This window comes from Gemmatirosa kalamazoonensis (assembly GCF_000522985.1).
GTDB lineage: Bacteria > Gemmatimonadota > Gemmatimonadetes > Gemmatimonadales > Gemmatimonadaceae > Gemmatirosa > Gemmatirosa kalamazoonensis.
Genome location: NZ_CP007128.1, coordinates 2,593,634 through 2,619,566, shown reverse-complemented (window position 1 = coordinate 2,619,566; position 25,933 = coordinate 2,593,634). Strand labels below are relative to the sequence as shown.

The 25,933-nt window shown below is 70.6% G+C and carries 15 protein-coding genes; 4 read left to right on the top strand and 11 right to left on the bottom strand.

What is annotated here, in order from left to right; all coding sequences use genetic code 11:
• Window positions 1-46 precede the first annotated feature (46 nt).
• A complete protein-coding gene (locus tag J421_RS11290) occupies window positions 47-598 on the bottom strand; it encodes a hypothetical protein (protein ID WP_025411284.1) in 552 nt (183 codons plus the stop codon).
• Between the two features lie 216 nt (window positions 599-814).
• Between J421_RS11290 and J421_RS11285 the strand changes: the two genes are divergently transcribed.
• Together J421_RS11285 and J421_RS11280 are read left to right on the top strand one after the other, a co-directional pair.
• Window positions 815-1,735 (top strand): intradiol ring-cleavage dioxygenase, encoded by a 921-nt coding sequence (locus J421_RS11285; protein WP_025411283.1) that lies wholly within the window; start codon window positions 815-817, stop codon window positions 1,733-1,735.
• Window positions 1,736-1,806: 71 nt separating this feature from the next.
• Complete coding sequence (locus J421_RS11280; RefSeq protein ID WP_025411282.1) at window positions 1,807-3,387, top strand: amidase; 1,581 nt, start codon at window positions 1,807-1,809, stop codon at window positions 3,385-3,387.
• Here the strand turns inward: J421_RS11280 and J421_RS11275 are convergent.
• Genes J421_RS11275 through J421_RS11260 form a run of 4 tightly spaced genes read right to left on the bottom strand, consistent with a single transcriptional unit; the run spans window position 3,384 to window position 5,627 of the window.
• Window positions 3,384-3,878: an arsenate reductase ArsC gene (locus J421_RS11275; RefSeq protein ID WP_104023092.1), complete on the bottom strand. Its 495-nt coding sequence runs from the start codon at window positions 3,876-3,878 to the stop codon at window positions 3,384-3,386. The two genes, J421_RS11280 and J421_RS11275, sit on opposite strands and share 4 nt — an antisense overlap.
• A complete protein-coding gene (gene arsN2, locus J421_RS11270) occupies window positions 3,875-4,318 on the bottom strand; it encodes an arsenic resistance N-acetyltransferase ArsN2 (protein ID WP_025411280.1) in 444 nt (147 codons plus the stop codon). The genes J421_RS11275 and arsN2 overlap by 4 nt, the downstream gene beginning before the upstream one ends.
• Before the next feature lie 29 nt (window positions 4,319-4,347).
• Entirely contained in the window at window positions 4,348-5,268 is a 921-nt protein-coding gene (locus J421_RS11265; RefSeq protein WP_025411279.1) for an arsenite methyltransferase, read from the bottom strand.
• 20 nt (window positions 5,269-5,288) lie between these two features.
• Window positions 5,289-5,627, bottom strand: a complete 339-nt coding sequence (locus tag J421_RS11260; protein ID WP_025411278.1) for an ArsR/SmtB family transcription factor — start codon at window positions 5,625-5,627, stop codon at window positions 5,289-5,291.
• A 55-nt stretch (window positions 5,628-5,682) separates the two neighbouring features.
• On the opposite strand from J421_RS11260, the gene J421_RS11255 reads away from it, so the two are divergent.
• On the top strand, window positions 5,683-6,336 hold the full coding sequence (locus J421_RS11255) for a YceH family protein (protein ID WP_025411277.1): 654 nt from the start codon (window positions 5,683-5,685) through the stop codon (window positions 6,334-6,336).
• Between the two features lie 29 nt (window positions 6,337-6,365).
• Here J421_RS11255 and J421_RS11250 read toward each other — a convergent pair whose 3' ends face one another.
• The gene (locus J421_RS11250) at window positions 6,366-9,176 is read right to left on the bottom strand and encodes a COG1470 family protein (protein WP_148306262.1); all 2,811 of its coding nucleotides are present in this window, start codon (window positions 9,174-9,176) and stop codon (window positions 6,366-6,368) included.
• Between the two features lie 182 nt (window positions 9,177-9,358).
• On the opposite strand from J421_RS11250, the gene J421_RS11245 reads away from it, so the two are divergent.
• Entirely contained in the window at window positions 9,359-12,856 is a 3,498-nt protein-coding gene (locus J421_RS11245) for a VCBS repeat-containing protein (RefSeq protein WP_025411275.1), read from the top strand.
• Here the strand turns inward: J421_RS11245 and J421_RS11240 are convergent.
• The 5 genes from J421_RS11240 to J421_RS11220 all read right to left on the bottom strand — a co-directional run bounded on the left by J421_RS11240 (window position 12,807) and on the right by J421_RS11220 (window position 25,501).
• On the bottom strand, window positions 12,807-14,525 hold the full coding sequence (locus J421_RS11240; protein ID WP_104022522.1) for a beta-N-acetylhexosaminidase: 1,719 nt from the start codon (window positions 14,523-14,525) through the stop codon (window positions 12,807-12,809). The two genes, J421_RS11245 and J421_RS11240, sit on opposite strands and share 50 nt — an antisense overlap.
• A 123-nt stretch (window positions 14,526-14,648) precedes the next feature.
• Window positions 14,649-16,427: a RagB/SusD family nutrient uptake outer membrane protein gene (locus J421_RS11235; RefSeq protein WP_104022521.1), complete on the bottom strand. Its 1,779-nt coding sequence runs from the start codon at window positions 16,425-16,427 to the stop codon at window positions 14,649-14,651.
• A gap of 27 nt (window positions 16,428-16,454) precedes the next feature.
• Window positions 16,455-19,652: a SusC/RagA family TonB-linked outer membrane protein gene (locus J421_RS11230; RefSeq protein WP_158508746.1), complete on the bottom strand. Its 3,198-nt coding sequence runs from the start codon at window positions 19,650-19,652 to the stop codon at window positions 16,455-16,457.
• Between the two features lie 826 nt (window positions 19,653-20,478).
• Window positions 20,479-22,260 carry a RagB/SusD family nutrient uptake outer membrane protein gene (locus J421_RS11225; RefSeq protein ID WP_025411271.1) on the bottom strand — a complete coding sequence of 594 codons (1,782 nt, stop codon included), beginning with the start codon at window positions 22,258-22,260 and terminating at the stop codon, window positions 20,479-20,481.
• A 25-nt stretch (window positions 22,261-22,285) separates the two neighbouring features.
• On the bottom strand, window positions 22,286-25,501 hold the full coding sequence (locus J421_RS11220) for a SusC/RagA family TonB-linked outer membrane protein (RefSeq protein WP_025411270.1): 3,216 nt from the start codon (window positions 25,499-25,501) through the stop codon (window positions 22,286-22,288).
• Window positions 25,502-25,933: the final 432 nt, after the last annotated feature.

Genomic DNA, 25,933 nt, shown 5'->3' with positions numbered 1-25,933 from the left:
GGGCCACGCAACATGGCGCCGTCGCGCGTTTACGTACAGCGTGCGTTTAGCGTCCGGCCTCGCGCTCCTCAGGGGGCGCGCACGCGGCGGCGAGCCGCGCGCCGTCGTCGAGCCCCCACATCTCGCGCCGACCCATGCCGTTCAGGTGCGCGAACTCGTGGCGGGCGGTCTCCACGATGGCGGGAATCCCACGCTCGGGGTTCAGCGAGTCGAAGCCGCGCGCGATGTGCACCCGCCCGGCGCCCGGCACGGGCTCCACGCGGTGCGCATCGCCGGTGACGGCGGCGAGGGACCCCTCGGTGTCGGGCGCGCGCCACATCACCGGCAGCATGCGCACCTCGTCGATGCGGGCGCGCATGGTCGTGCCGAGCGCGAGGCACTGCCGGCCGATGGACGTCGTGTCCATGGCGTAGCGCGCGACGAGGCGGTCGGCTTCGGCGACGATCGCGTGGACCTCCTCGGGCGTCGGGGGCTCCAGCTCGCACGCCGACGGCGCGCACCCACTGCCGTGCAGCGGGCCCGTCGCGCGCGACGGCGCCGCCGCTGTCACGAGAAGCACGGCGCCGACGGGCAGTACCTGCAGGACGCGTCGGTTCACGGGAGCACGGGCATCGGGTCGGGACGCGGTTGCTACCCCATTGGAACGGTGAAGGTCGCGGGGACCGGCCGCAACTCCGGCCCTACGTGCCATTCGGAACGCCCACGTGCCGTTCGCGCCGCGGCGTCGGGGAGCGCGGACCGGGAGCGTGTCTCTTTCCCGTACGACGCGACGAGCCGCGACCCCGCGTCGCGCCCCACCCGAGGAATCACCGCCATGAGCCAGCGCCCCATCTCCCTGGTCGTCCCCGCGCACCACCACGACGACGACCACGACGACCACGGCGGCCTGCATCGCGACCTGCTGGCGACCGGCGGCACGATGGGCCGTCGCCGCGCCCTGCGCATGGCGGCCAAGTGGAGCGCCGGCCTCGGGGCCAGCCTCGGCGCCTTGAGCCTGCTCGGCTGCGCCACGTCCGACCTCACCGGCACCGACGCCGGATCGTCGACCGGGACCGGCGCGAGCACGGGCACGAGCGCCGGGAGCACCAGCACGAGCGCGGCGTGCCCGACGAAGATCCCGGAGGAGACCGCGGGGCCGTACCCGGGCGACAGCTCGAACGGGCCGAACGTCCTGAACCTCACCGGCGTCGTGCGGCAGGACATCCGCTCGAGCTTCGCCGGGCTCTCGGGCACCGCGGCCGGCATCCCGCTCACGATCGAGCTCACGCTCGTCTCGGCCAGCACGTGCGAGGTGCTCGCGAACCGCGCGGTGTACCTGTGGCACTGCGACCGCGCGGGGCTGTACTCGCTCTACTCGGCCGGCGCGACGAACCAGAACTACCTGCGCGGCGTGCAGGCGGCCGACGCGAGCGGCAAGCTCACGTTCCAGTCGATCTTCCCGGGCTGCTACGCCGGACGCTGGCCGCACGTCCACTTCGAGATCTACCCGAGCCTCACCGCGGCGACGAGCGTGCGCAACAAGGTGGCGACGTCGCAGCTCGCGCTGCCGAAGGCGGCCTGCGACCTGGCGTACGCGACGAGCGGCTACGAGTCGAGCGTGCGCAACCTCGCCGGGATCTCGCTCGCGAGCGACAACGTCTTCAGCGACGGCGCGCAGCTGCAGATCGCGACGGTGACCGGCGACGTGACGAACGGCCTCAAGGCGGCGCTGACGGTCGCGGTGAACGGCGCCTGACGGCGATCGTGGCGTGTGCGGCGCGGTGCGGCGCGGTATTGTTAGGCGCCACCCCACACGCTCACGCCGCGATGTCCCCCACCCGACGCGAAGCCCTCGCGCAGCTCGCCGCGCTCGTCGCGCTCCCCGCGACGCGCTTGGCGGCGATGGCGAGCGACCCGCTCGACGGCACCGTCGCCGACTACCACGCGGGCCGTCGCCGCGGCGCGTGGACCGCGGCCGAGGTCACCGCGCGCGCGCTGGAGCGGTGCCGACGCGACGGCGCGACCTTTCGCGCGATCGACGCGCTCGCCGACACGGCGCTCGACGAGGCGCGCGCCGCCGACGCGCGGCGCCGCGGCGGACGCACGCGTGGCCCGCTCGACGGCGTCCCCGTGTTCGCGAAGGCGATCTACGACGTCGCCGGCATGCCGACGACGGGATCGAGCGCCGAGTGGGCGCGGCTGTTCCCGGAGATCGTCACGCGCGACGCGCTCGAGGTGGCGCGGCTCCGCGCGGCGGGCGCGGTGGTGCTCGGCAAGACCGCGGCCGACGACTTCGCGTACCACGGCAACGGCACGAGCAGCCACACCGGCCAGGTGCTGAACCCGCACGACGCGACGGGCACGCGCACGCCCGGCGGCTCGAGCGCCGGCTCCGCGGTCGCGGTGGCGACGGGGATGGCGTTCGCCGCGTTAGGCACCGACGACGGCGGCTCGAACCGCATCCCCGCGCAGTTCACCGGCGTGGTGGGGATGAAGCCGACGTTCGGGCTCGTGCCGCGCACGGGCGTGATCCCGACGTGGCCGTACCTCGACACGCACGGACCGCTCGCGCGCAGCGTGGCCGACGCCGCGCTGCTGCTCGCCGCGATCGCCGGTGCGGATCCGTCGGATCCACTCGCGCGCGCCGAGGCGTGGAATCCCGCGCCTCTCGCCCACCTGCGCGACGACGCGCTCGCCGGCGCGCGGCTCGGCATCGTGGACGCGCACGTTCCGCGCGCGCAGATGACCGCCGAGGCGGTCGCGATGTGGGACCGCGCGCTGGCCGACCTGCGCGCGGCGGGCGCCGTCGTCGACTCGTTCGAGCCGGCCGTGACGCGCATCGACTATCGCGATGCGTTCGCGGAGTCGGCACGTAGGCGCGGCGACGTCGCGCCCGACTCGCGGTCCCCGGCTCCCACGGCGAACGCGCTGCTCCGCTACTTCGCCGGCAGGACCGACGACGCACGGGCGGCGGTGCGGCGCGGCTACGCGGCGTATCGCGCGTTCTACGACGTGCTGCCGGCGACGTTCGAGGCGTGCGAGCCGCTGCTCGACCGCCCGATCGCCGAGGATCCGGCGGGTGTCTCGTTCGCGCGGTCGCGCGCGGCGGTCGTCGCGTCGCTCGCGGCGTCGATGCGTGCCGCCGGCGTCGCGGCGATGGTGTACCCGACGATGCCGTTCAACGCGCCGCGCGCGGTCGACCCGTGGCCCGACGTGCGCACCGCGCTCGGCTACGGCAACTGGCTCGGGCTGCCCGAGGTCTCGGTGCCCGCGGGGCTCGGTGCCGACGGGATGCCGGCGCTCAACCTGTCGGTGGTCGGGCTGCCCGGCGACGACGCGCGCGTGCTCGCATTCGCGCACGCCTACGAGCGCCAGTCGCGCCGGTTCGCGGCGCCGCCGCGCCGTTAGGCACCCGGCGCCGAGTGCACGGCCTGCGCGCGCTCGCGGAGCGCGGCGGGCTCCAGATGCTCGAGCGGCAGCGCGAGCAGCGCGTCGACGCGCGCGGCGAGCGCGTCGTACGTCTCCCGGAACGCGCGTCGCGCCGCGAGCGCGCCCACCGCCTCCGCCGGATCGGGGAGCCCCCAGTGCACCTGCGCCGTCGCCCCGGGGAAGTGAGGGCACGCGTCGCGCGCGTTGTCGCACACCGTGATCACGAGATCGAAGCGCTCCTCCGCAACGTCGTCGATGCTCTTCGGCGTGCGGCCCTCCCACGCGATCCCGTGGTCGCGCAGCACCTCGACGGCGTACGGGTTCACGCGCGCGGCCGGGCGCGATCCCGCGCTCGCCGCCGCGACGCGCCCGGCGCCGCGCACGGCGAGCAGCGCCTCGGCGATCTGGCTTCGCGCGGAGTTGCCGGTGCACAGCACCAGCACGCGGAACGGCGGCGGCGCGTTGGTCACGCGGCGTGCACCGCGCGCGTCATCACCGTCGCCGACGCCGGGCACGCGCTCCGGAACTCCGCGGTCGCGCGCACGTCGTCGGGCACCTCGTCGCGCGGGATCTGCCGAAAGCCGAAGCTCGGGAAGTACCGGTCGGCGGTGGTGGTGAGCAGGTAGAGCGCGTGGATGCCGCGCGCTTCGGCGTCGGAGACGACGCGCGCCACGAGCGCGCGGCCGATGCCGTGTCCGCGCCACGCCTCGTCGACGGCGACGGAGCGGAGCAGCGCGTGCTCGCAGCAGACTTCCAGGCCCGCCACGCCGACGAGCGCGCCCTCGGCCTCGGCGACGACGAAGCCGGGGAGCGACTCGGCCACGCCGTCGAGCGGCAGCGCGGAATCCTGCAGCAGACGCGTGACGGCGGGTAGATCGTCGGGACGTGCGGTGCGCAGCGTGGCGGTCATGGAAGGATCCTCCGTGGTATCGTCAGGCGTCAGGTGCAGCAGCCGTCGTCGCAGCCGCAGGCGCGCGTGGACTTCGCGGCGGTGCCTAACGGCGTCAGACGGCGACCCGGCTTGGTGGCGCGTACGAAGCCGCTCAGGATCTTTCCCTCCACCTGGTCGGCGAGCGCGGGATCGAGCCCCGTGCCCTGCAGCAGCGCCGCCGCGTCGTCGCGCGTGTAGATGCGCGTCGGCTCGATGCTCGGGTTCTCGAAGCCGACCTCGCGCAGCAGCGCGAGGAACTCCGTCTCCTCGAGCGCACCGGCGACGCAGCCGGTCCACAGCGCCATGCTCTCCTTCACCGCGGCGGGCAGCCCCTCGCGCACGACCACGTCGCTCACCGCGAACCGGCCGCCCGGCTTCAGCACGCGAAACGCCTCGCGCAGCACCTGCCGCTTGTCGCCGGAGAGGTTGATCACGCAGTTCGAGATGATGACGTCGACGGTGCTGGACGGGAGCGGGATCGCCTCGATGTGTCCCTTCAGGAACTCGACGTTCGTCGCGCCGGCCTTCGCTGCGTTGTCCAGCGCGAGCGCGAGCATCTCGTCGGTCATGTCGAGCCCGTACGCCTTGCCCGTGGGACCGACGCGCCGGGCCGAGAGCAGCACGTCGATGCCGCCGCCGGAGCCCAGGTCGAGGACGACCTCGCCCGCATTCAGCTCCGCGAGCGCGGTCGGATTGCCGCAGCCCAACGACGCGAGCAGCGCCTCGGCCGGGAGGCCCGCCGTCTCGCCGGCGTCGTACAGGTCGGCCGTGATCGGGTCCCACGTCTCGCTCGAGCTCCCGCAACAGCCGCTCGAGCCGTCCGCGGGGCCGCAGCACGACGCACCCGCGCCCTGCGCGACACGCTGGGCCGTCGCGCCGTAGCGCGCCTGTACCTCGGCCCTGATCTGATCAAGAAATGTTGATGACATGGGCAAAAGAAAAGAGGAGGTCAACGGCAGCACGCCCCGGCCCGGAGCGTGGGGAGCGCACCCTTCTTCGGCTGCAGCGCGACGGACAGGTCGTGCACCTCGGCCAGCGCGTCAGGGACGATGCTGTAGTACGACCAGCGCCCCTCGCGGCGGTCGGCCACCAGCCCGGCGTCCTTGAGCACGCGCAGGTGGAACGACAGCCGCGACTGCGCGGCGTCGAGCTCGTCCTGCAGCTCGCACACGCACCGCTCGCCGCCGCGCAGCATGTCGAGGATCGACAGGCGCGTGACGTCGGACAGCGCGTGGAACAGCGTCACGGCGCGGTCGAGGTCGGGGGCGGAGCGTGTCGCGGTGGTCACGGCAGCATTATATATCAATAAATACTGTTACGTCAATACCGAGAGGAGACCGCCGATGGAGCCACCGCTCACCGCCGAGGAAGTGCGTGTCCTCGGCTCGCTCGTCGAGAAGCAGATCACCACGCCCGACAACTACCCGCTGTCCATGAGCGCGCTCGTCGCGGCGTGCAACCAGACGTCCAACCGCGACCCGGTGATGCGGCTCGACGAGGACGGCGTGATGCGCGCCATCGTGCCGCTGCGCCGGCGTGGCCTGATGCGCGCCATCCAGCCCTCCGGCTCGCGCGTCACGAAGTACGAGGTGCTCCTGCGCGACGCGCTGAACCTCGACGCGCGCGAGCTCGCCGTGCTCGCGGTGCTCATGCTGCGCGGCGCGCAGACAGCGGGGGAGCTGAACGCGCGCACGGCGCGCCTCGCGGAGTTCGCCGACCTCGCCGACGTGGAGACGACGCTCGCCGCGCTCGCCGCGCGCGAGCCCGAGCCGCTCGTGGTGCGGCTCCCCCGTTCCGCCGGCCGCCGCGAGGACCGCTACGCGCACCTGCTGAGCGGCGAGGCCGCGGCCGCGGCCTCGCTGGAGAGCGCGCCTAACGATTCCAGCCCTCCGGCCGACGACCGCGTCGCGGCGCTCGAGCGCAGCGTCGACGAGCTGCGCGCCGACCTCGCGGCGCTGCGCGAGGAGCTGCGCGAGTTCCGCGCGCAGTTCCAGTAGCTCCCGCGCGCCGCACGGACGTCAGGACATCACGGCGGGTTGGGATTCGTGATCATCGCCGGGTGGCCGAGCGCGTTGCCCGGCTCCTTGCCCGTGAGCCGCATCGCGGCGTCCTTCGCGTTCGGCCAGAAGCGCAGCATCAGCTCCGCCGCCGCCGCGTGCACGCCGTCCTTGTCGATGCCGGTGAGCAGCAGCCGCTGGGCGCCGCCCGACTCGTCGAGCCGCACGACGCCGTGCTTCGCCTCCGCGACGCCCGGCGCGGTGCCTAACGCGACGACCAGGCCGCGGGCGCGCAGCGAGTCGGGCAGATCGCTCGCGCGCGACAGCCACACGGGCACGCCCGTCGCCGCCTGCAGCGTGCCGGCCACCTGGTAGGCCGACTCCAGCTCCAGCGCCGTCGCGTCGTCGGCGAACGTCACGGCGAGCGGCCGCGTCCACCCCGCGCGCCGCACGACGTCGGCGCCCTGCGGGTAGCTCACGCGCTCGCCGAGCACCGGCGCGGCGAACGTCGGCACGCCGGGGTTCGACACCACGCCCCAGCCGTAGTGCGTGCCTTCGTCGTACGTCACGCGCACGAAGTGGTGATACGTGCCCGGCATCGCGCCCGTCGACAGGCGGATCGCCACGCGGCCGGTGTGCGTCTCGCCCGGGCGCAGCGTCACGCGCGACGGTGTGAGCAGCCGCGTGGTGAGCCCGTCGTACGCTTCCGGCGCGAGCGTCACGGTGCGGGCACGGTCGCTCGCGTTGGTCACCGTGAACTCCGCCGTCGCCGCGCCGTTCGTCAGCCGCGCCTCGCGCACCGTCGTCGGCAGCAGGCGCACGGCGGCGTCGGGGCGGCCGTACTCGCGGATGACGCGCTCGAACTCCTCGCCCGAGACCTTCAGCCGCCGGTCGAGCGCGAGCGGCTCGTAGTGGCGGGTGTTCGTGCCGCTGATCGCGGGGTTGAACGTGAGCGTCTCGTGGAACTGGAACTCGATGACCTCCGGGATCGCGCGCGGGCCGAGCACCGTCTCGTACACGTCGCGGGCCGCGATGCGCTGCGAGTCGGGCGCGAGCTCGGTGAGGTTCTTCCAGTTGAACTCTCCGAGCGTGACCGCGGTGCCGTGTGCGTGCGCGACGTCGGCCGCGCCGAGCATGTGCGACGAGTACGTCTCCATCCACTGGGGCCCGTGCTTGTACGCGTGCAGCCCCACGCGGTCGAACGGCACGCCGAGCGCCGCGGCGCGCTCGAGCTGGCCGTGGTTGCCGGCGCTCGTGAGGAACACCTGCGCGTTCGGCGCCGCGGCCTTCGCCGCGCGGTACTCGGCCGTCCACCGCGCGGGGCGCGCCGGCGTCACGCCGTCGATGAGGATCTCGTTCTCCAGCTCCACGCGCGTGAGCACGTCGCGGTAGCGCTCCACCACGGTCGTGATCCAGTCCGTGGGTCCCTCGGTGTCGAGCATGAGCCGCAGGCCCAACGTACGCAGCTCGCCCGTGAAGAAGTCGAGGAACGCGAGCGCCTGCGGGCGGTCGAGCGACTGGAGCAGCTCCACGTGATGCAGCCGGATGACGTCGAAGCCCATCGCGCGCGCGATGCGCAGGTCGCTCTTCATGCGCGGCGCGTACGCGCGCCAGTTCGCCCACATCTTCGGCGAGATGCCCCAGAACGTCTCGCGGTCGAGCCCCGGCGTGCGATAGAAGTCGAGGTTCTCCGCCAGCGTGGAGTACGGGAAGTACGCGGTGCCGAACGTCACGTACGGCACGCCGAGGTCCGCGACCGCCGACGCGGTGCCGGCGCGGGTCGCCGTGCGGTAGCCGGTGAACCCGCGCAGCTGGCTCTCCTCCCAGCCCGTCGCCGGCTGCGGCGCGACGGCGAGCCGCCACCGCAGCACGAGCGAGTCGCCCTGCTCGATCGGCGCGTACGGGGTGACGGCCATCGCGCCGCGCTGCGCCTGCTTCGCGTTGGGCCCCTCGATCTCGGAGACCAGGTCGACGCGGTCGCCATCGCGGCGCGCGCGCTCCCACACGTAGAAGTGGCTGCCCTCGTTCCAGTCGCCCTTCGGCGCGCGGATCGTCGGCACCGGCGTGAAGCCGTTCACCGCGAGCAGCGACAGGTCGCCCGCGCGCCACGCCGTCCAGTCCACGGCGCGCGTGTACCAGAAGTCGCGGTCCCACGCGTCGGGCTCGCGGTCGCCGGCGACGACGCGTCCGTTGAAGCGCATGCGCGCGTCGTGGGCGCCGGGCGTGGTGAGGCGCCGCACGAGCGCGACGTACGCCTTCTCGCCGCGCGGCGCGATGCGCGTGAGCTGTGCGCGCGCGTCGACCCACCCGCCGCCGTACGCCGCGAGCGTGAGCGCCACGCGATAACCGTCCTGCTCCGCGCTCGCGCGCAGCGTACCGTCGGCGTCGCGTGTCCACGTCACCGGCAGCGGCGCGAAGCGACGCTCGGCGGTGTCGGCGTCCGCGGTCGTGCCGGGGACGACGACGAGGCCCAGGTCGAGGGTGCCGAGCTCGCGGCCGTCCCACGCCAGGGAGACGCGCGGGCCGCTGGTGGTCACGGCGAGCGGGCCGCCGAACGGCTCCGCGCCGGTCGGCGCCGGACCGACGCGGGCGAGGCGCAGCGCGCTCTTCGGCGATAGGTCGGCCACGATGCGGGCGGTGTCGCCGCGGACGACGGCGACGGCGTGGTCGCCGCGATAGAGGCCGTCGGGCAGGTCGACGCGCAGCTCCACCGGTCCCCGGTAGGGAAGCTCGTGGTGGTTGCGCAGCTCGAGCGTCGCCGACGGCGACGGCTGCTGCGCGGCGAGCGGCGCCACAGCGAGGACGATCGGGATCGTGCAGGAGAGAACACGCGGCGGCATCGCAAAGTCATCCGATGACTTGGTGAGTCGGCAGACTACGACCCGGTCCATCGGGCTGTCAAGGCGGGCGGACGCCGCGCGCGGACACCGCGCGCGGGAAGGCATACGAGGTTGCGCGGCCCCGTCCCGGGGACATCTTGGACCGGGCTCTCCCCGCCGAACCCCTCCCCCCTGCACGGCGAATGTCTCTCCGGCAGCACTCCCGGTTCGTCCGTCCGATCACGCGCGTCCGCGCGCTGCTCCTCGCCACCGCCGCCCTCGCCGCGGCGTGCGGCTCCCCCGAAGTGGTTCACCGCGGCTCGCTGCCGCCCGTCGACGGCCGGCTCTTCACCCGGCTCCCGTCGAGCTATACCGGCGTCCGGTTCGAGAACCGGGTCGTCGAGTCGCCCGAGCTGAACGTCTTCGTCTACCGCAACTTCTACAACGGCGGCGGCGTCGCGATCGGCGACCTCACCGGCGACGGCCTCCCCGAGGTCGTGCTCACGGCGAACCAGGGCGGCCCGCGGCTCTACCTCAACGAGGGGAAGTTCCAGTTCCGCGACGTCACCGCGAAGTCGGGGCTGAAGAGCGCCGCCGACGCGTGGACGACGGGCGTCACGTTCGCCGACGTGAACGGCGACGGACGGCTCGACATCTACGTCTCGAAGGCCGGCCCGGGGGCGCCCGCGCGCCGCGCGAACGAGCTGTGGATCAACGAGGGCGCCGGCTCCGACAGCGTGCCCCACTTCACCGAGCGTGCGAAGGAGTACGGCGTCGCCGACGAGGGATGGTCCACGCAGGCCGCGTTCTTCGACTACGATCGCGACGGCGACCTCGATCTCCTCGTCATCAACAACTCGCCGCGCCCGGTCACCGGGTTCGGCATCTTCTACGCGCGCATGACGCCGGACAAATACGGCGGCGCGAAGCTGTACCGGAACGATGGCGGCCGGTTCACCGAGGTCACCGAGCGCGCCGGCATCTTCAGCCCGGAGAACGCGTTCGGCCTGGGCATCGCCGTCGGCGACGTGAACCGCGACGGGTGGCCCGACGTCTACATCTCGAACGACTTCTTCGAGCGCGACTACCTGTACGTCAACAAGGGCGACGGCACGTTCGACGAGCAGCTCGACAAGGCCATGCCGGTGCTGAGCCAGTTCTCCATGGGGCTCGACATCGCCGACGTCGACAACGACGGCTGGCCCGACGTCTACACGACCGACATGCTGCCGTCGGACGAGCACCGGCTGCGTACCACGTCCGCGTTCGACGGGTGGGACATCTACCAGTCGAAGGTGCGGCACGGGTACCACCACCAGCTCATGCGCGACATGCTGCAGCAAAACAACGGCGACGGCACGTTCAGCGACGTCGGGCAGATGGCGGGCGTCGCGCGCACGGACTGGAGCTGGACGGCGCTCATCGAGGATCTCGACCTCGATGGACGCAAGGACATCTTCGTGACGAACGGCCTCGCGCGCGACGCGACGTCGCAGGACTTCATCGCGTTCCAGGCGAACGAGCAGGCGCGCATGCCGGCGCGGCCCACAGGCGGTCCGCGCCCCGGCACCGACTACATGGCGCTCACGAAGGCGATGCCGCAGACGCCGATCCCGAACGCGGTCTTCCACAACGAGGGTGGCCTGTCGTTCACCGAGCAGGCCGCCGCCTGGGGCCTCGACACGCCGAGCTTCTCGAACGGCGCGGCGTACGGTGATCTCGACGGCGACGGCGCGCCCGACCTCGTGGTGAACAACACCGACGGCGAGGCGTTCGTCTACCGCAACAACGCGCGCACGCTGCACAAGGAGAACCACTTCCTGCAGGTGCGCCTCGACGGCGAGGGGCAGAACCGGTTCGGCGTCGGCGCGCGCGTCACGCTGCGCGTGGGCGGTGAGCAGCTCGTGCAGGAGGCGTTCGCGACGCGCGGCTTCCAGTCCAGCGTCGACCCGGTGCTCACGTTCGGCCTCGGCCCCCACGCCGTCGTCGACACGCTCACCGTCGAATGGCCCGACGGCCGTGTCTCGACGCTCGCCGGCGCCGCCGCCGACCGCCGCCTAACGATGCGCCACGCCGACGCGCGCGCCGGCGAGCGAACGCCCGCGCGTACGCCCGCGCGTCCGCTCGCCACGCCGCCGCGCGCCCCCGTGCTCGTGGCGGAGGCGGACACGCTCGCGCTGCCGTTCCGCCACCGCGAGAACGAGTTCGTCGACTTCGACCGCGAGCGGCTGATGCCGCGCCTGCTCTCCACCGAAGGGCCGGCACTCGCGGTGGGCGACGTCGACGGCGACGGTCTCGACGACGTGTACCTCGGCGGCGCGAAGGATCGCGCCGGGCGCCTCCTGCTCCAGCGCCCCGACGGTCGCTTCGTGCCGAGCGACTCGGCGCTGTTCGAGGCGGACGCCGCGTCGGAGGACGTCGGCGCGCTGTTCTTCGACGCGAACGGCGACGGAAAGCCCGACCTGTACGTCGTGAGCGGCGGCAGCGACTTCCCCGAGGGGGCGCCCGCGCTGCAGGACCGTCTCTACCTCAACGTCGGGCACGGGAAATTCCGCAAGGCGCCGCCTGACGCGCTGCCGCCGGAGACGAACGCCGGCTCGCACGTCGTCGCGATCGATTACGACGGCGACGGCGATCTCGATCTGTTCGTGGGCGGGCGCGTGGTCCCCGGCCACTACGGCGAGGCGCCGCGCTCGATGCTGCTGCAGAACGACGGCACCGGACATTTCACCGACGTCACCGAGCGGCTCGCACCGCAGCTCGCGCACGTCGGCATGGTGACGGACGCGGTGTGGCAGGACGTCGACCGCGACGGCAAGCCGGACCTCGTGGTCGTCGGCGAGTGGATGCCGATCACGGTGTTCCGCAACGCCGGCGGCGGACGGCTCGCGCCGCTCGCCGTGCCGGGGCTCGCGAACACCGAGGGCTGGTGGAACCGCATCGTGGCCGGCGACTTCGACGGCGACGGCCGCGTCGACTTCGTCGTCGGCAATCTGGGGCTCAACACGCGCCTGCAGGCGACCGACGCGCAGCCGGTGACGATGTACGTCGCCGACTTCGACAAGAACGGCTTCGCCGAGCAGGTCGTGACGTACTGGCACCAGGGCAAGCGGTGGCCGCTGCCGCTTCGCGACGATCTGATCCGGGCCATCCCGCCGCTGAAGGCGCGCTACCTGACCTACGAGAAGTACGCGAGCGCCACCGTCGACTCCATCTTCACGCCGGCGGAGCTGTCCACGGCGCTCGTGCGCACGGCGCGCACGTTCGCGTCGGTGCTCGTGCACAACGACGGCGATGGGCGGTTCACGCTCGTGCCGCTGCCGCGCGAGGCGCAGGTGTCCACCGTGTACGGCATCGCCGCGGCCGACGTGGACGGCGACGGCAAGACGGACCTGCTCCTCGGCGGCAACTTCGACGGCTTCAAGCCGGAGATCGGGCGCGCCGCGGCGAGCTACGGGCTGCTGCTGCGCGGCGATGGCGCGGGCCACTTCACGCCGGTGCGCGCGTCGGAGAGTGGCTTCATGGCGCCTGGGCAGGTGCGCGACATCGCGCGTCTACGCACCCGCTCGGGCGCCGCGTACGTGGTGGCGCGGAACGACGACCAGCCGCTGCTGTTCCGCGCCGCGCCGCACGCGGCGCACGCGCAGGTAGCTACGGCACCGAGGGCTCCCACGGCACCTGCGGGGACGGGAAGAAATTGATCCCGAGGTACCGCCAGCGCGTCGCGTGTCCGGCGATGCGCTGGCGGAAGCTCTCCCAGTCGCGCGACGACTGCGGCGTCCACGCCACTTCGGCGAGCGCGGGAAGCCGCGGCATGATGAGGTACTCGGCGGCGGTGATGTTCATGACCGTCTCCGACCAGAGTGGCCCCTCGACGCCGAGCACGTCGCTCTCCGTGACGTGCGGGAAGCGCGTCACCGGATCCCAGTCGTAGGCGTTGCGCAGCTCCACGAACGCCGCCCACCGCAGCCCCGTCTCGGTCGCCGGCGTGTACTTCATGTCGAGGTACGCGTTCGCCGCGGGCGACATGACGAGCTTCGCGCCCTGCTTCACCGCGGCCATCGTCGTGTCCATGCGCCACATCTGCGCGATCGTGCCCGGGAGCAGCTTCGCCTGCCCGATCTCGTCCCATCCGACCATGCGCTTGCCGTGACGCCGCACGATCTCCTGCACGCGCTCCACGAAGTACGCGTACTGCGCGTGGTTCAGCACCGCCACCTCGTCGCCGCCGAGGTGGAGGAACGGCCCGGGGGTCATCGCCGCGAGCTCGCGCACGACGTCGTCGACGAAGTCGTACGTCGACTTCTTGTCGTAGCACAGCGCGCTGAAGCCGACGCGCGTGCCGACGTAGAGCCCCTGGATCGGCGCGTTGAGCGACGTGTCCGGGATCTGCCGCCCGCAGCCGAGCTCCGGGTACGCGACGATCGCCGAGTGGATGTGCGCCGGCATGTCGATCTCCGGCACCACGGTCACGAAGCGGTCCTGCGCGTAGCGCACGATGTCGGCGTAGTCCGCCTGCGTGTAGAAGCCGCCCGGGCCGCCGCCCACCTCGCTGCTCCCGCCGACCTGGGTGAGCCGCGGCCGCCGACGGATCTGGATGCGCCATCCCTGATCGTCGGTCAGGTGGAGGTGCAGCGTATTGAGCTTGTAGAGCGCGAGGATGTCGACGAGCTGCTTCACCTCGTCGACGGTGAAGAAGTGGCGCGCCACGTCGAGCATCGCGCCGCGCCACGCGAAGCGCGGCCGGTCGGTGATGCGTCCCGCGGGCACGCTCCACGCCGCGGGGCGGAAGTTGCCGCTCAGCTCCGACTCGACGGCCGCCGGCAGCAGCTGCCGCAGCGTCTGCACGGCGTAGAACAGCCCCGCGGGGTTCGACGCCGTGAGGCGCACCGAGTCGGCCGCGACCTGCACCGTGTACCCCTCGGCGCCGAGGTCCGCCGCGCCGTCGAGCCGCAGCACGACGGAACCGTTAGGCACCGCGCCGCCGGCCGCGCTCACGGTGATCGGGAAGCCGGTGGACGGCCGGAGCAGCGCGGCGAGCATGTGCCCGACGCGCTCCGCGTCCGCGTTCGCCGCCGGCACGACGATCGTCGTGGCGCGCGTCACCGTGAACGGCGCCCCGGAGTCCGCGGTCACCGAGACCGGCGCCGGCACGATGCGGTGCACGCCGAGCGTGGCGATCGGTGCCTGCCCCTGGAGCGGGATCCGGTTCGGGTCGTTGGGGTTCGGCGCGGGCGGCGGCCCCGCCGGTCGCGCGGGTGGCGGGGTGGGCGCGGTGCGCGGCGGCGGCGTCGGCACGAGCGCGGAGCTGCACGCCGCGAGCGCGACGACGGCGCCTAACGAAGCGAGTGCGTGACGGGTGCGGGGCATGCGGTGCGAAGGTGCGGCGAGGTGGAGGCGATGGTCCATGACGGGAAAAAGCACGGCGGCCATCGCCGGACTGCTCGGTGATGGCCGCCGTGACCTTACGACCTTACGTGCCGAGCTACGGGATCACCAGCCCGGGTTCTGCTTCAGCGTCTCGGCGCCGTTCACCTTGCTGAGCTGGATCTGGATGTTCGGGATCGGATAGAGCTGGTGGCGCGCTGCCACCGGCTCCGCGGCCGCGAGGTACGTCCGGCGCGTCTTCTCCTTCGCGAGGTACGCGTTCATCACCTGGTCGGCGATCTTCCACCGGCGCAGGTCGAAGAAGCGGTGCCCCTCCATCGCCAGCTCGAGGTTGCGCTCCTCGCGCACCGCGTCGCGGGCCTGCTGCTGGTTCGTCCACGGCGCGGTGTACTGGCCGACCTGGTACTTCGCCCACGTGATGCGCGAGTCGTTGATCGGCACCGAGATCGTGCTCGCGTCGGTGCCCGGACCCTGCACGCCGGCCGCGGCGCGCTGGCGGATCTGGTTCACGATCGCGCGCGCGTTCTCGAGCGACCCGGCCTCGACCTCCGCCTCGGCCAGCAGCAGCAGCAGGTCGGCGTAGCGGTAGATGTGGATGTTGACGCCGTTCTGCTGCGCCGGCGCCCAGCCCACGCTGGCCTCGGAGCCGCTCGCCTTCTCGTGGACGTTCTTCTTCGGGCTGTACGGGCCGCCGTAGCCGGGCGCGCGGATCCACGACGGATCGTGCGGGCCCCAGTCCTTGTACGGCACGCCGTCACGCCCGACCGTCCAGTCGAGGCGCGGGTCGACGGCGACGTTCTTCGACACGGCCGCCGTGAACGTGGCGTCGGCGTTGTTGTAGCCGTTCGGGTCGGAAAGCGCGAGCGGCAGCCCGTTCGCGTCGACGCGGTAGTGGTTCACGAGCGTCTGCGACGGCTGGTGGAAGCCGCAGCAGCCGAAGTGGCTCCCCGAGTGCGGGAAGTTGAGCCGCTCGCCGTAGTTCGAGTTCGCCGCGTCGCCCTCGCCGTCGTTCACCGACGCCTGGAACGCGAGGATCGTCTCCTTGCCGTTCTCGTACTGCTTGAAGCCCGTCCACACGCGGTCGAGGCTCGACTCGAGCGCGTACGGCCCGCTGGCCCGCACGTCGCGCAGCGTGGCCAGCCCCGCCGCGTACTGGCCCGCGTAGACCTGGACGCGACCCTTGTAGGCCTTCGCCGTCCAGCTCGTGGCGCGCCCCACCTGCCCGTTCCACGGCGTGGCGGGGAGCAGCGCGATGGCCGCGTCGAGATCCTTGAGGATGTCGGCGATCACCGCGTCGCTCGCCTCGGCCGGCTTGCGGAAGTCGGTGTCGGTCTCGCGGTAGTAGGGGATGCTCCCCCACATCTCCCACGCCTCGAAGTGGTAGTGGGCGCGGAGGAAGAGTGCCTCACCCTCGACGCTCTTCGCCTCGGCGGCGGGGAGCGCGCTCGGGTTCGACTTCTGGACGTCCTTCAGCAGACGGATCGTCGCGTTCGCGCGGTTGACCCCCTCGTACATCGCGCGCCACTTGACGTTCAGGTAGGACTCGGAGTTCGCGGTGCCCCAGTGATACAGCTCGATGTCGGTGACCTCGGGCTGGTCGCTGGCCTCGGAGCCCTTGTACGCGTCGTCGCTGGTGACGCTCCCCCACACCCAGTTGCTGGCGGCGCACCCCCAGTTGCCGTTGTCGCTGTTGGTGCAGTCCAGCGTGCGATACGCGGCGATGAGGCTGCCCTCGACGCCCGTCTTGTTGGTGAGCGTGGCCGCGTTCAGCGTGCCCTGCGGCGAAGAGGCGGCACTCAGGAAGTCCTTGCAGCCGTACACGCCGGCCGCGGAGAGGACCGTGAGCGCCGTGAACAACACCACTCGTTGCTTTTTGCGATTCATCGTCTCGCTCCTGGTGTCGGCGCTCGGTTAGAACGAGGTGATGATGCCGAAGCTGAAGATGCGGCTCGACGGATACGTGCCACGATCGACGCCGCGGTACTGGTCGCGGATGTCGCCGGCGGCACCGCTCGTCGCGACCGGCGCGAGTGCCGGATCGAGGCCGTTGTAGCCGGTGATCGTGAACAGGTTCTCACCCTGCACGTACACGCGCGCGTTCTGGAGCCACCGCGCGTAGCGCTGCGGCACGTCCCACGCGAGCTGCAGGTTCGTCATCCGCACGTAGGAGCCGTTCTCGACGTAGAAGTCGCTCAGCGCGTGGCTGAAGTTGTCGTTCGTGTCGAGGATCGGATACTTCGGGTTCGGGTTGTTCGTCGTGTACTGGTCGCGCGGCACGCTCGGATCCACCGGCGTCCACGAGTTCGCGAGGAGATCCTTGCGCACGTCCGTGGAGAAGTTCCGGAAGATGTACCACTGCTTCTGGATGTCGAAGATCTTGTTGCCGAACGTGCCGTAGACCGTGCTCCCGAGCTCGAACGCGCCGCGGCGCACCGTGAAATCGAGGCCGCCGGTGAACTTCGGGTGCGGCGTGCCGATGACGACGCGGTCGTCGAGCGTGATCTTACCGTCGCCGTTCGTGTCGACGAACTTGATGCGTCCGGGCGCCGCGCCGTCCTGCGTCGCCCAGCTCTTCACGTCGGCCGCATCCTTGAAGAAGCCGGCGGTCTTGTAGCCGAAGAACGCGCCGATCGGCTGGCCGATCTCGTTGATGACCGGGTTGCCGAAGCGCTCGCCGTTCGGGCCGTAGAAGAACGTGCTGTTGCCGTCGATGCGGACGATCTCGTTCTTGTAGTGGCTGCCGTTGAACGTGACCGACCAGTTCGTGGCGCGGTGCCCGACGGAGAAGTCGAACCCGGTGTTCTTGATCGCGCCGATGTTGACGATCGGCGGGCTCGCGATGCCGGCCGCGCCCGGGGTCTGCGGCGCGAACAGCAGGTTGTTCGTGTTGCGCTTGTAGACGTCGAACGTGACGTCGAGCTGGTTGAAGAGCCCGAGGTCGAGACCGACGTTCGTCGACCGGTTCTCCTCCCACTTCAGGTTCGCGTTGCCGAGCGCCGTCTGCCGGAAGCCGGCGACGACCGACGTGTTGTTGCCGCCGATGTCGTAGTACGTGTCGCCGCGGCTGCCACCGAACGACGAGACGATGCGGCCCGACGGGATCTGCTGGTTGCCCGTGACGCCCCAGCCGAAGCGGAGGCGCATGTCGCTGATCGTGTTGTTCCCCTTCAGGAACGGCTCCTCGGAAAGGCGCCAGCCGGCGCCGAACGCCGGGAACGTGCCCCACCGGTTGTCCGGCCCGAGGTTCGACGACCCGTCGCGCCGCACCGTGAAGCTGAGCTGGTAGCGGTCGAGCAGCGTGTAGTCGGCCTTGCCGAAATACGAGAGCAGCGCGTTGCGCGAGCCGGAGCTGGAGACGTTCTTCGTGCTCGCGTCACCGAGCGCGTCCTGGATGTAGCGCGAGTCGAGGCTCGTGTTGATCAGGCCATTCAGCGACCCGCTCATGAACCGGCTCGTGCCGCGGTTCGCCTCCTGACCGGCGAGGAGGTTCAGCGTGCTCGCCTTGTACGACAGCGAGTAGCGCGCCGTGTTGCTCCACGTCCAGCTCGTGAAGGAGTTCTGGTTCTCGTTGATCGAGTTGATGAAGACCGCTTCGGAGTTCTCGGGCGTGATGTCGTTGAAGCCGTTGAACGACCCCTGGCCCATGTTGATGCCGAGCTGGGTGCGCAGGTTCAGCTTCGGCGTGACGTCGAACCCGGAGTACACGTTCCCGAAGATGCGGGCGTTCTTCGACACGTTGTTGCGCGCCGCGTAGGCGGACTTGAGCGGGTTGGTGTTGTTCCCGAGCCCCTGCCCCTTGCCCGACGCGAAGTTGCCGTTGATGTCGTAGATCGGCACCACCGGCTGCGACAGGATGTTCTTCCCGAGGATGCCGCCCTCGCCGAACGCGTCGTTCCCGACGCCGCCGTTGGCGCGGTCGCCGGAGAGCGCGACGTTCTCGCCGACGAAGAACTTGCTGCGGTTGAACGACGTGTTCACGCGCACGCTGCCGCGATCATACCGATTGTACGCCGCCGTTCCTTTCTGGTCGAAGTAGTTCATCGACACGGCGTACGTGTGCCCGGTGCCCGCGCCGGAGACGTCGAGGTTGTAGTCGCCGACGTGGCCCGTGCCGAACACCGCCTTCCACCAGTTGGTGTTGGCGCTGCCCGGCATGATCAGGTTGTTCGGGTAGCTGTACGCCGACGGGTCGACGTTCGTGCACGACGTGTTCGAGCCGCACCAGATGTACGCCGGCACCTGCGGGTTGTTCGGGTCCCCGTACAGGTTCCGCCCGTAGACGGCCTGCTGGAAATCGGAGACCTTGTAGCCCGCGTTGACGTAGCTCGCCTTCACGACGTTGAAGTAGTCGATCGCGTTCGTGAGGACGATGTCGTCGTAGCCGCGCACCGGGGTCGCGATGCCGCTGCGGACGCGCAGGCGGGCGCGCGGCGGGCCGTTCGCGCCGCGCTTCGTGGTCTCGATGATCACCACGCCGTTGCTGGCGCGCGAGCCGTAGATCGAGGCCGACGACGCGTCCTTCAGCACCTGGATCGACTCGATGTCGTCCGGGTTCAGGAAGTTGACGTACGAGTCCTGGACCGGCGTCCCGTCGATGATGTAGAGCGGATCGTTGTTCTGGAACGAGCTGATGCCGCGGATGCGCACGGTGCTGCGCGAGCCGGGCGAGCCGCTGTTCTCGACCGTGATGCCGGGCGCGTTCGCGGCGAGGCGCTGCAGCGCGCTCGCGCCGCTCTGCCGCTCGAGCGCCTGGGTGTTCACCGTCGCGACGGCGCCGGTGACCTCGGAGCGGCGCTGCTCGGTGTAGCCGGTGACGAGCACCTGCTCGAGGACGGCGAGGCGCTCCATCGTCACGTCGACCGTCGTGCGGTTGTTCACCGGCGCGGTGGTCGGCCGGTAGCCGATGACCGTGAACAGCAGCGTCCCGTTCGCCGGGGCGGTGACCGTGTAGCGGCCTGCCTCGTTCGTGGTCGTGCCGGAGTCCGAGTCGGCGACGCGCACGAGCACCCCGCGGATGGGCTGTCCGCCCTGCGAGGTGACGATGCCGGTGACGCGAAGGCGCTGGGCGAACGCGGGGGCGCTCACGCACAGCAGAAGCAATAGGCTCACCAACCCGGACAGCAGGCGGTGAGGACGTCGGTGCGAGCGTGCTTGTCTTCCAGACAGCATCGTCTCCATGGCGATCCTCCCAGTGGCGCAGCTGTTCGACCTGGGGCGCGTCCGGTGGCCCACAGGCCCTGCCTAACAATCCGTCAGCGGTGCGACGACGACGCGGCGAGGACGACGCGTCGTCGTCGCGGGGGGGCCCGGTCGATGCCGGGGGGCGGCCTCTGGGGTGCCTGCCGTAGACGGGTCATCGAGTCAGCCTCCAACCACGGGGGGAAAGTGCCTAACGGACCAGGGAACGACCGAGCGACGCAGCGACGCAGACAGCGACGCAGGCAGCGACGTGAGGCTCCACTTCGGCTGCCCGGACTTCGCGGCGCGCGTCCCGAGCGGGGCGGCCCCGGGATACTCTGTCAACGGTCGAGGCGAATCTCCGCTCGGTGCAATCGTTGTCAAGGACGCGTAAAGAAGGCCGAGATGCCGCCGCGTCCTCGCACGCGCACCGTATCTCCTCGGGGACCCGGGCACCGATCGAGCGGTCACTCCCGCGCGCCGATCGGCGTGGCGCGCGTCACGCCCCGCTGTTCGACCACCCCACGACGGCGATCGTCCCACCGCTCACGGGCGCGCCGCCCGTCAACCCGTGGGTACGCCGGTGTACATACGCGACCGCTCCGCCGACTCGGTCCGCTCGGAGCCGAGAGTGCGCGGGCTCGACCGACGGGCGGGCGGTGTACGCGACACGGCCACCATCGTCCGGACCGTGGACGATGGTGGCCGCCGATTCGTGCTGTCGATCGTTAGGCGTCGGCGACAGCCGCCGCGCCGATCACCACCCGGGATTCTGCTTCAGGTTGGAGGTCGATCCCGCCTTGCTCAGCTCGATCTGGACCTGCGGGATGGGATACAGGAGGTGCCTCGACGTGAACGGCTCCGCGGCGGCGATGTACGAGCGACGGTTCTTCTCCACCGCCACGTACGCGTTCAGCACCTGCTCGGCGATCTTCCAGCGCCGCAGGTCGAAGAAGCGCTGCCCTTCCATCGCGAGCTCGAGCCGGCGCTCCGTACGGACCGCGTCGCGCGCCGCGTTCTTGTCGGTCCACGGCTGCGTGTACAGCCCGACCTTGTACTTCGCCCACGTGATCGACGGGTCGTTGAGCGGCACGGCGATCGACGCGCGGTCGGTGCCCGGCCCCTGCGCTTTCGCCCCGGCCCGCGTGCGGATCTGATTCACGATCGCCCGCGCGTTCTCGAGCGACCCCGACTCCACTTCCGCTTCGGCCAGCATCAGCAGCAGGTCGGCGTACCGGTAGAGGTGGATGTTGTCCGAGTTGAGCTGCGTGGGAACCCAGCCCACGTTGCTCTCGGCGCCGCTGGCCTTCTCGTGCTGCATCTTCTTCGGGCTGTACGGACCCGAGAAGCCTGGGGCGCGGATCCACGTCGGGTCGTGCGGTCCCCAGTCCTTGTACGGGACGCCGTCGCGCCCGACCGTCCAATCCAGCCGAGGATCGAGCGCGACGTTGGCCGAGGCCTTCGCATCCAGGTTGTCGTTGCGCGCGTTCCACGTGCTCGGGCTCGAGAGCGATAGCGGGAGCCCGTTCGCGTCGACCTGGAAGAAGTTCACCAGATTCTGCGACGGCTGGTGGAAGCCGCAGCAGCCGAAGTGGCTCCCCGAGTGCGGGAAGTTCAGCCGCTCGCCGGTGTTGGCGTTGTTCCCGTTCGGATCGCCGTCGTTCGCGGAAGCCTGGTAGGCGAGAATCGTCTCCTTGCCGTTCTCGAACTCCTTGAAGCCGGTCCAGACGCGGTCGTAGCTCGGCTCCAGGGCGTACGGCCCGTTGTTCTTGACGTCCTGCAGCGTCTTCAGCGCTTCGGCCCACTGACCCGCGTAGGCCTGCACGCGCCCCTTGTACGCTTTGGCCGTCCAGCTCGTGACGCGACCGACCTGGCCGTTGCGCGGCGTGGACAGAAGCAGCGAGATGGCCTGATCGAGATCCTTCAGGAGCTCCGCGGCGACCTGGTCGCTCGTGAGGTTCGGCTTCTGGAAGTCGTGGTCGTCCTCGCGGTAGTACCCGATGTTCCCCCAGACGCGCCACGCCTCGAAGTGGTAGTGCGCCCGAAGGAAGATCGCCTCGCCCTGAATGCCCTTCGCGGCATCGGCGCTGACGGCGGCCGGGTTGGAGGTCTGCACTTCCTTCAGCAGACGCAGCGTGGAGTTCGCCCGCACGACGCCTTCGTAGACCTGCTGCCACTTGTTGTTCAGGATCCCCTCGACGCCCGACGAGCCCCAGTGGTAGTTCTCGATGTCGGTCATGTCGGGGAAGTCCTGCGCCTCCGAGCCCTTGTACGCGTCGTCGCTCGGGACGCTGCCCAGGCCCCAGTTGCTGGCCGAGCAACCGCCGAACGCGAAGTTCGAGTCGGTGCAATCGAGCGCACGATACGCGGCGATCAGGCTCCCCTCGACACCGGTCAAGTTCGCGAGCGTCGATTCGTTCAGCGCTCCCTGCGGCGTTGCGCTCGTCTCGAGCAGGTCCTTGCAACCCCACGTGATGGCCACGGCGGCAAGCGCGAGCGCCGTCCTACAGAGCGCCGGATGCTTCGTGAAGATGTTCATCGTCTCGCTCCTGGTGGGCGCTCGGTTAGAACGAGGTGATGATGCCGACGCTCAAGGTGCGGCTGCTCGGATACGAGCCGCGGTCGACGCCGCGGTACTGGTCGCGGATGTCGCCCGCGGCGCCGGTCACGTTCGCGGCGGGAAGCGCGGGATCGAGGCCGTTGTAGCCGGTGATCGTGAACAGGTTCTCCGCCTGCACGTAGACGCGCGCGCTCGCGAGCCACCGCGCGTAGCGCTGCGGCACGTCCCACGCGAGCTGCAGGTTCGTCATCCGCACGTACGAGCCGCTCTCCACGTAGTAGCTGCTGACGGCGCGGCTGTACGTGTCGTTGATGTCGAGGATCGGATACTTCGGGTTCGGGTTGTTCGTCGTGTACTGGGCGCGCGGCACGGTGGCGTCGACCGGCGTCCACGAGTTCGCGAGCAGGTCCTTCCGGACGTTCGTCGAGAAGTCGCGGAAGACGTAGAACTCCTTCTGCACGTCGAAGATCTTGTTGCCGAACGTGCCGAAGATCGTGCCCCCGAGCTCGAACGCGCCGCGACGGAACGTCAGGTCGAGGCCACCCGTGAAGTCCGGGTGCGGGCTGCCGATGATGGTGCGGTCGGCCAGCGTGATCTGCCCGTCGCCGTTGGTGTCGCGGAACTTGATGCGGCCAGGCGCCGCGCCGTCCTGCTTCGGCGACGCCGTGACGTCCGCCGCGTCCTTGAAGAACCCGTCGGCGACGTAGCCGTAGAACGCGCCGATCGGCTGGCCGATCTTGTTGATGACCTGATTGCCGAACCGGGTCGCGATCGGGCCGTAGAAGAAGTCGCCGCTGCCGCCGATCGCGAGGATCTTGTTCTTGTAGTGGCTGCCGTTGAGCGTCGCGCTCCAGCTCGCGCCGCGATGGCCGACGGACAGGTCGAATCCCGTGTTCTGCATCCGCCCGACGTTCTGGATGGGCGGCGCGGCGAGGCCCGCGGTCCCCGGGAGACGTGGGTCGAACAGCAGGTTGTTGGTCTTCCGCTGCCAGACGTCGACCACGAGGTCGACGTTGTTCCTGAACAGGGAGAGATCGGCGCCCACGTTGGTGGACCGGTTCTCTTCCCACTTCAGGTTCGCGTTGCCCAGCTGCGTCTGGCGGAAGCCGGCGACGATGCTGTTGTTCGAGCCGTTGATGTCGTAGTACACGTCGCCGCGATCGCCGCCGAACGTCGACACGATGCGGCCCGAGGGGATCTGCTGGTTCCCGGTCACGCCCCATCCGGCGCGGAGCCGCACGTCCGAGAAGATGGCGTTGTCCTTCGGGAAGAACGGCTCCTGCGACAGCCGCCATCCGAGTCCGGCGGCCGGGAACGTACCCCACCGATTCGCGCGCCCGAGGTTGGACGAGCCGTCGCGGCGCACCGTGAAGCTCACGAGGTAGCGATCGAGAAGGTTGTAGTCGGCCTTCCCGAAGTAGGACACCAGTGCGTTCCGCGAGCCGCTGCTCGATACCGACTTCGTGGACGCGTCGCCGAGGGCGTCCTGGATGTAGCGGGACGCGATGTCGGTGGAGATGAGGCTACCGAGCGAGCCGGTCATGAACCGGCTGGACCCGCGGATGACCTCCTGGCCGATGAGCAGGCCGAGGGTGTGCGGTCCGCGGTTCGCCGAGTACCGCGCCGTGTTGCTCCAGGTGAAGTTCTGGAAGCTGCTGTTGTTCTCGTTGATGCCGTTGTTGAACGTCGGCTCGGAGTTCTCGGGTAGCGGCGGGCTGTACCCGGCGAACGAGCCCTGCCCCACGTTGAGGCCGAGCGTGGAGCGCAGGTTCAGCTTGGGCGTCACGTCGAAGCCGGCGAAGGCGCTGCCGAAGATGCGGCCGTTCTTGCCGACGTCGTCGCGGTGCTCGTACGCGAGCTTGAGCGGGTTGCTCTGATTGCCGAGCCCCTGCGCCTTGCCGGACGCGAAGTTGCCCTGGATGTCGCGCACGGGGATGACCGGCTGCATCAGCACGTTCTTGCCGAGAATGCCGTCTTCGGCATAGCCGCCCGGGTCGTTCGGGAGGCCGCCCGTGCCGCGGTCGCCGGAGAGCGCGATGTTCTCGCCGGTGAAGAACTTCGCGCGGTTGAAGGAGGTGTTCACCCGAATACTGCCGCGCTGGTATCGGTTGAAGCGCGCGGTCCCGATCTGATCGAAGTAGTTGAACGAGAGGTTGTACGTGTTGCCGACGCCGCCGCCCGCGACATCCAGGTTGTAGTCGCCGACCTTACCCGTGCCGAAGACCTGCTTCCACCAGTTGGTCCCCGCGCTGCCCGGCACGATCAGGTTGTTCGGATAGCCGTACTTGCTGACGTCGACGTTGCTGCAGGTCGTGTTCGAGCCGCAGTAGATGTACTGAGGGACCGACGGGCTATTCGGGTCGCCGTACAGGTTGCGCCCGTAGACCGCGCTCTGGATGTCGGCGAGCTTGTAGCCCGCGTTGAGGTAGCTCTGCTTGACGACCTGGAAGTAGTCGAGCGGACTCTGAATGAGGATGTCGTCGTAGCCGCGCACCGGGGTCGCGAGGCCGGTGCGCACGCGCAGGGTGGCGCGCGACACGCCCTGTCCCGCGCGCCCCTTCTTGGTCTCGATGATCACGACGCCGTTGCTGGCGCGTGCGCCGTAGATCGAGGCCGACGACGCGTCCTTGAGGACCTGGACCGACTCGACGTCGTCCGCGTTGAGCCAGTTGACGTAGCTGTCCTGGACCGGGGTGCCGTCGACGATGTAGAGCGGGTCGTTGTTCTGGAACGAGCTGACGCCTCGGATACGCACGGTGCTGCGCGAGCCGGGCGAGCCGCTGGCCTCGACCTGGACACCGGACACGTTGCCGGCCAGACGCTGCACGACGCTCGCGGTGGTCTGCCGTTCGACCGCCTGCGTGTTCACGGTCGCGACGGCGCCGGTGATCTCGGCACGGCGCTGCTGTGTGTAGCCGGTCACGAGCACCTGCTCGAGGACGGCGAGGCGCTCGAGCGAGACGTCGACGGTCGTGCGACCGTTGATCGGCACCTCGACGGGACGGAAGCCGATGAACGTGATCTGCAGCGTCCCGTTCCCGGGCGCGGTGATGGCGTAGCGCCCCTGCGCGTTCGTCAGCGCGGCGGTGTCCGACCCGAGGGCGCGCACCTGTGCGCCGCCGAGCGGCGCGCCGCCCGCGGACGTCACCGTGCCGGCGACGCGGATTCGCTGCGCCGCGACTTGCCCGGATGTGAGCGCGGTCGCGCCGAGCAGGGCCACGCCAAGCCCCGCCGTTCGGAGACGGAACCGGCGGCTACCCCGACGCGGTTGCCTCGCCAGCAGCATCGTTTCCATAACGATCCTCCCGTTGGTGCGGTTGCGTGGTCGCTCGGGCTCGTCCGGCAGCCTTCGGACACTGCGTCGCGATCTACGGCAGGGCGCGCGGGTCGACGCGTGGTGCGGCGCACGGGCGTGGCATCCCGAAGCGTCGCAGGGCGTCGTCCGTCATGGAGCGATGTGGAACGTTCCAACTATCCGTCGATCAAAAGGCCGACGAGTGGCCGACCTGATGGGGATGCGGATGCTCTCCGGTGCCTGCGACGATCCGAATCTCGCGCCAGCCTCAGACCGGCGGTGAGGCTTCGAGCGACCGAACGTCTTCCTGGCACAACTGCGCATCGACGGCGCAGACTTCACGCACCGCACGCGCGT

What these genes read in the sequence shown, in the direction of transcription:
- J421_RS11285 (WP_025411283.1), top strand. Translation starts at nt 815, where the DNA reads ATGAGCCAGCGCCCCATCTCCCTGGTCGTCCCCGCGCACCACCACGAC.
- J421_RS11280 (WP_025411282.1), top strand. Translation starts at nt 1,807, where the DNA reads ATGTCCCCCACCCGACGCGAAGCCCTCGCGCAGCTCGCCGCGCTCGTC.
- arsN2 (WP_025411280.1), bottom strand. Translation starts at nt 4,318, where the DNA reads ATGACCGCCACGCTGCGCACCGCACGTCCCGACGATCTACCCGCCGTC.
- J421_RS11265 (WP_025411279.1), bottom strand. Translation starts at nt 5,268, where the DNA reads ATGTCATCAACATTTCTTGATCAGATCAGGGCCGAGGTACAGGCGCGC.
- J421_RS11255 (WP_025411277.1), top strand. Translation starts at nt 5,683, where the DNA reads ATGGAGCCACCGCTCACCGCCGAGGAAGTGCGTGTCCTCGGCTCGCTC.
- J421_RS11250 (WP_148306262.1), bottom strand. Translation starts at nt 9,176, where the DNA reads ATGCCGCCGCGTGTTCTCTCCTGCACGATCCCGATCGTCCTCGCTGTG.
- J421_RS11245 (WP_025411275.1), top strand. Translation starts at nt 9,359, where the DNA reads ATGTCTCTCCGGCAGCACTCCCGGTTCGTCCGTCCGATCACGCGCGTC.
- J421_RS11240 (WP_104022522.1), bottom strand. Translation starts at nt 14,525, where the DNA reads ATGCCCCGCACCCGTCACGCACTCGCTTCGTTAGGCGCCGTCGTCGCG.
- J421_RS11235 (WP_104022521.1), bottom strand. Translation starts at nt 16,427, where the DNA reads ATGAATCGCAAAAAGCAACGAGTGGTGTTGTTCACGGCGCTCACGGTC.
- J421_RS11225 (WP_025411271.1), bottom strand. Translation starts at nt 22,260, where the DNA reads ATGAACATCTTCACGAAGCATCCGGCGCTCTGTAGGACGGCGCTCGCG.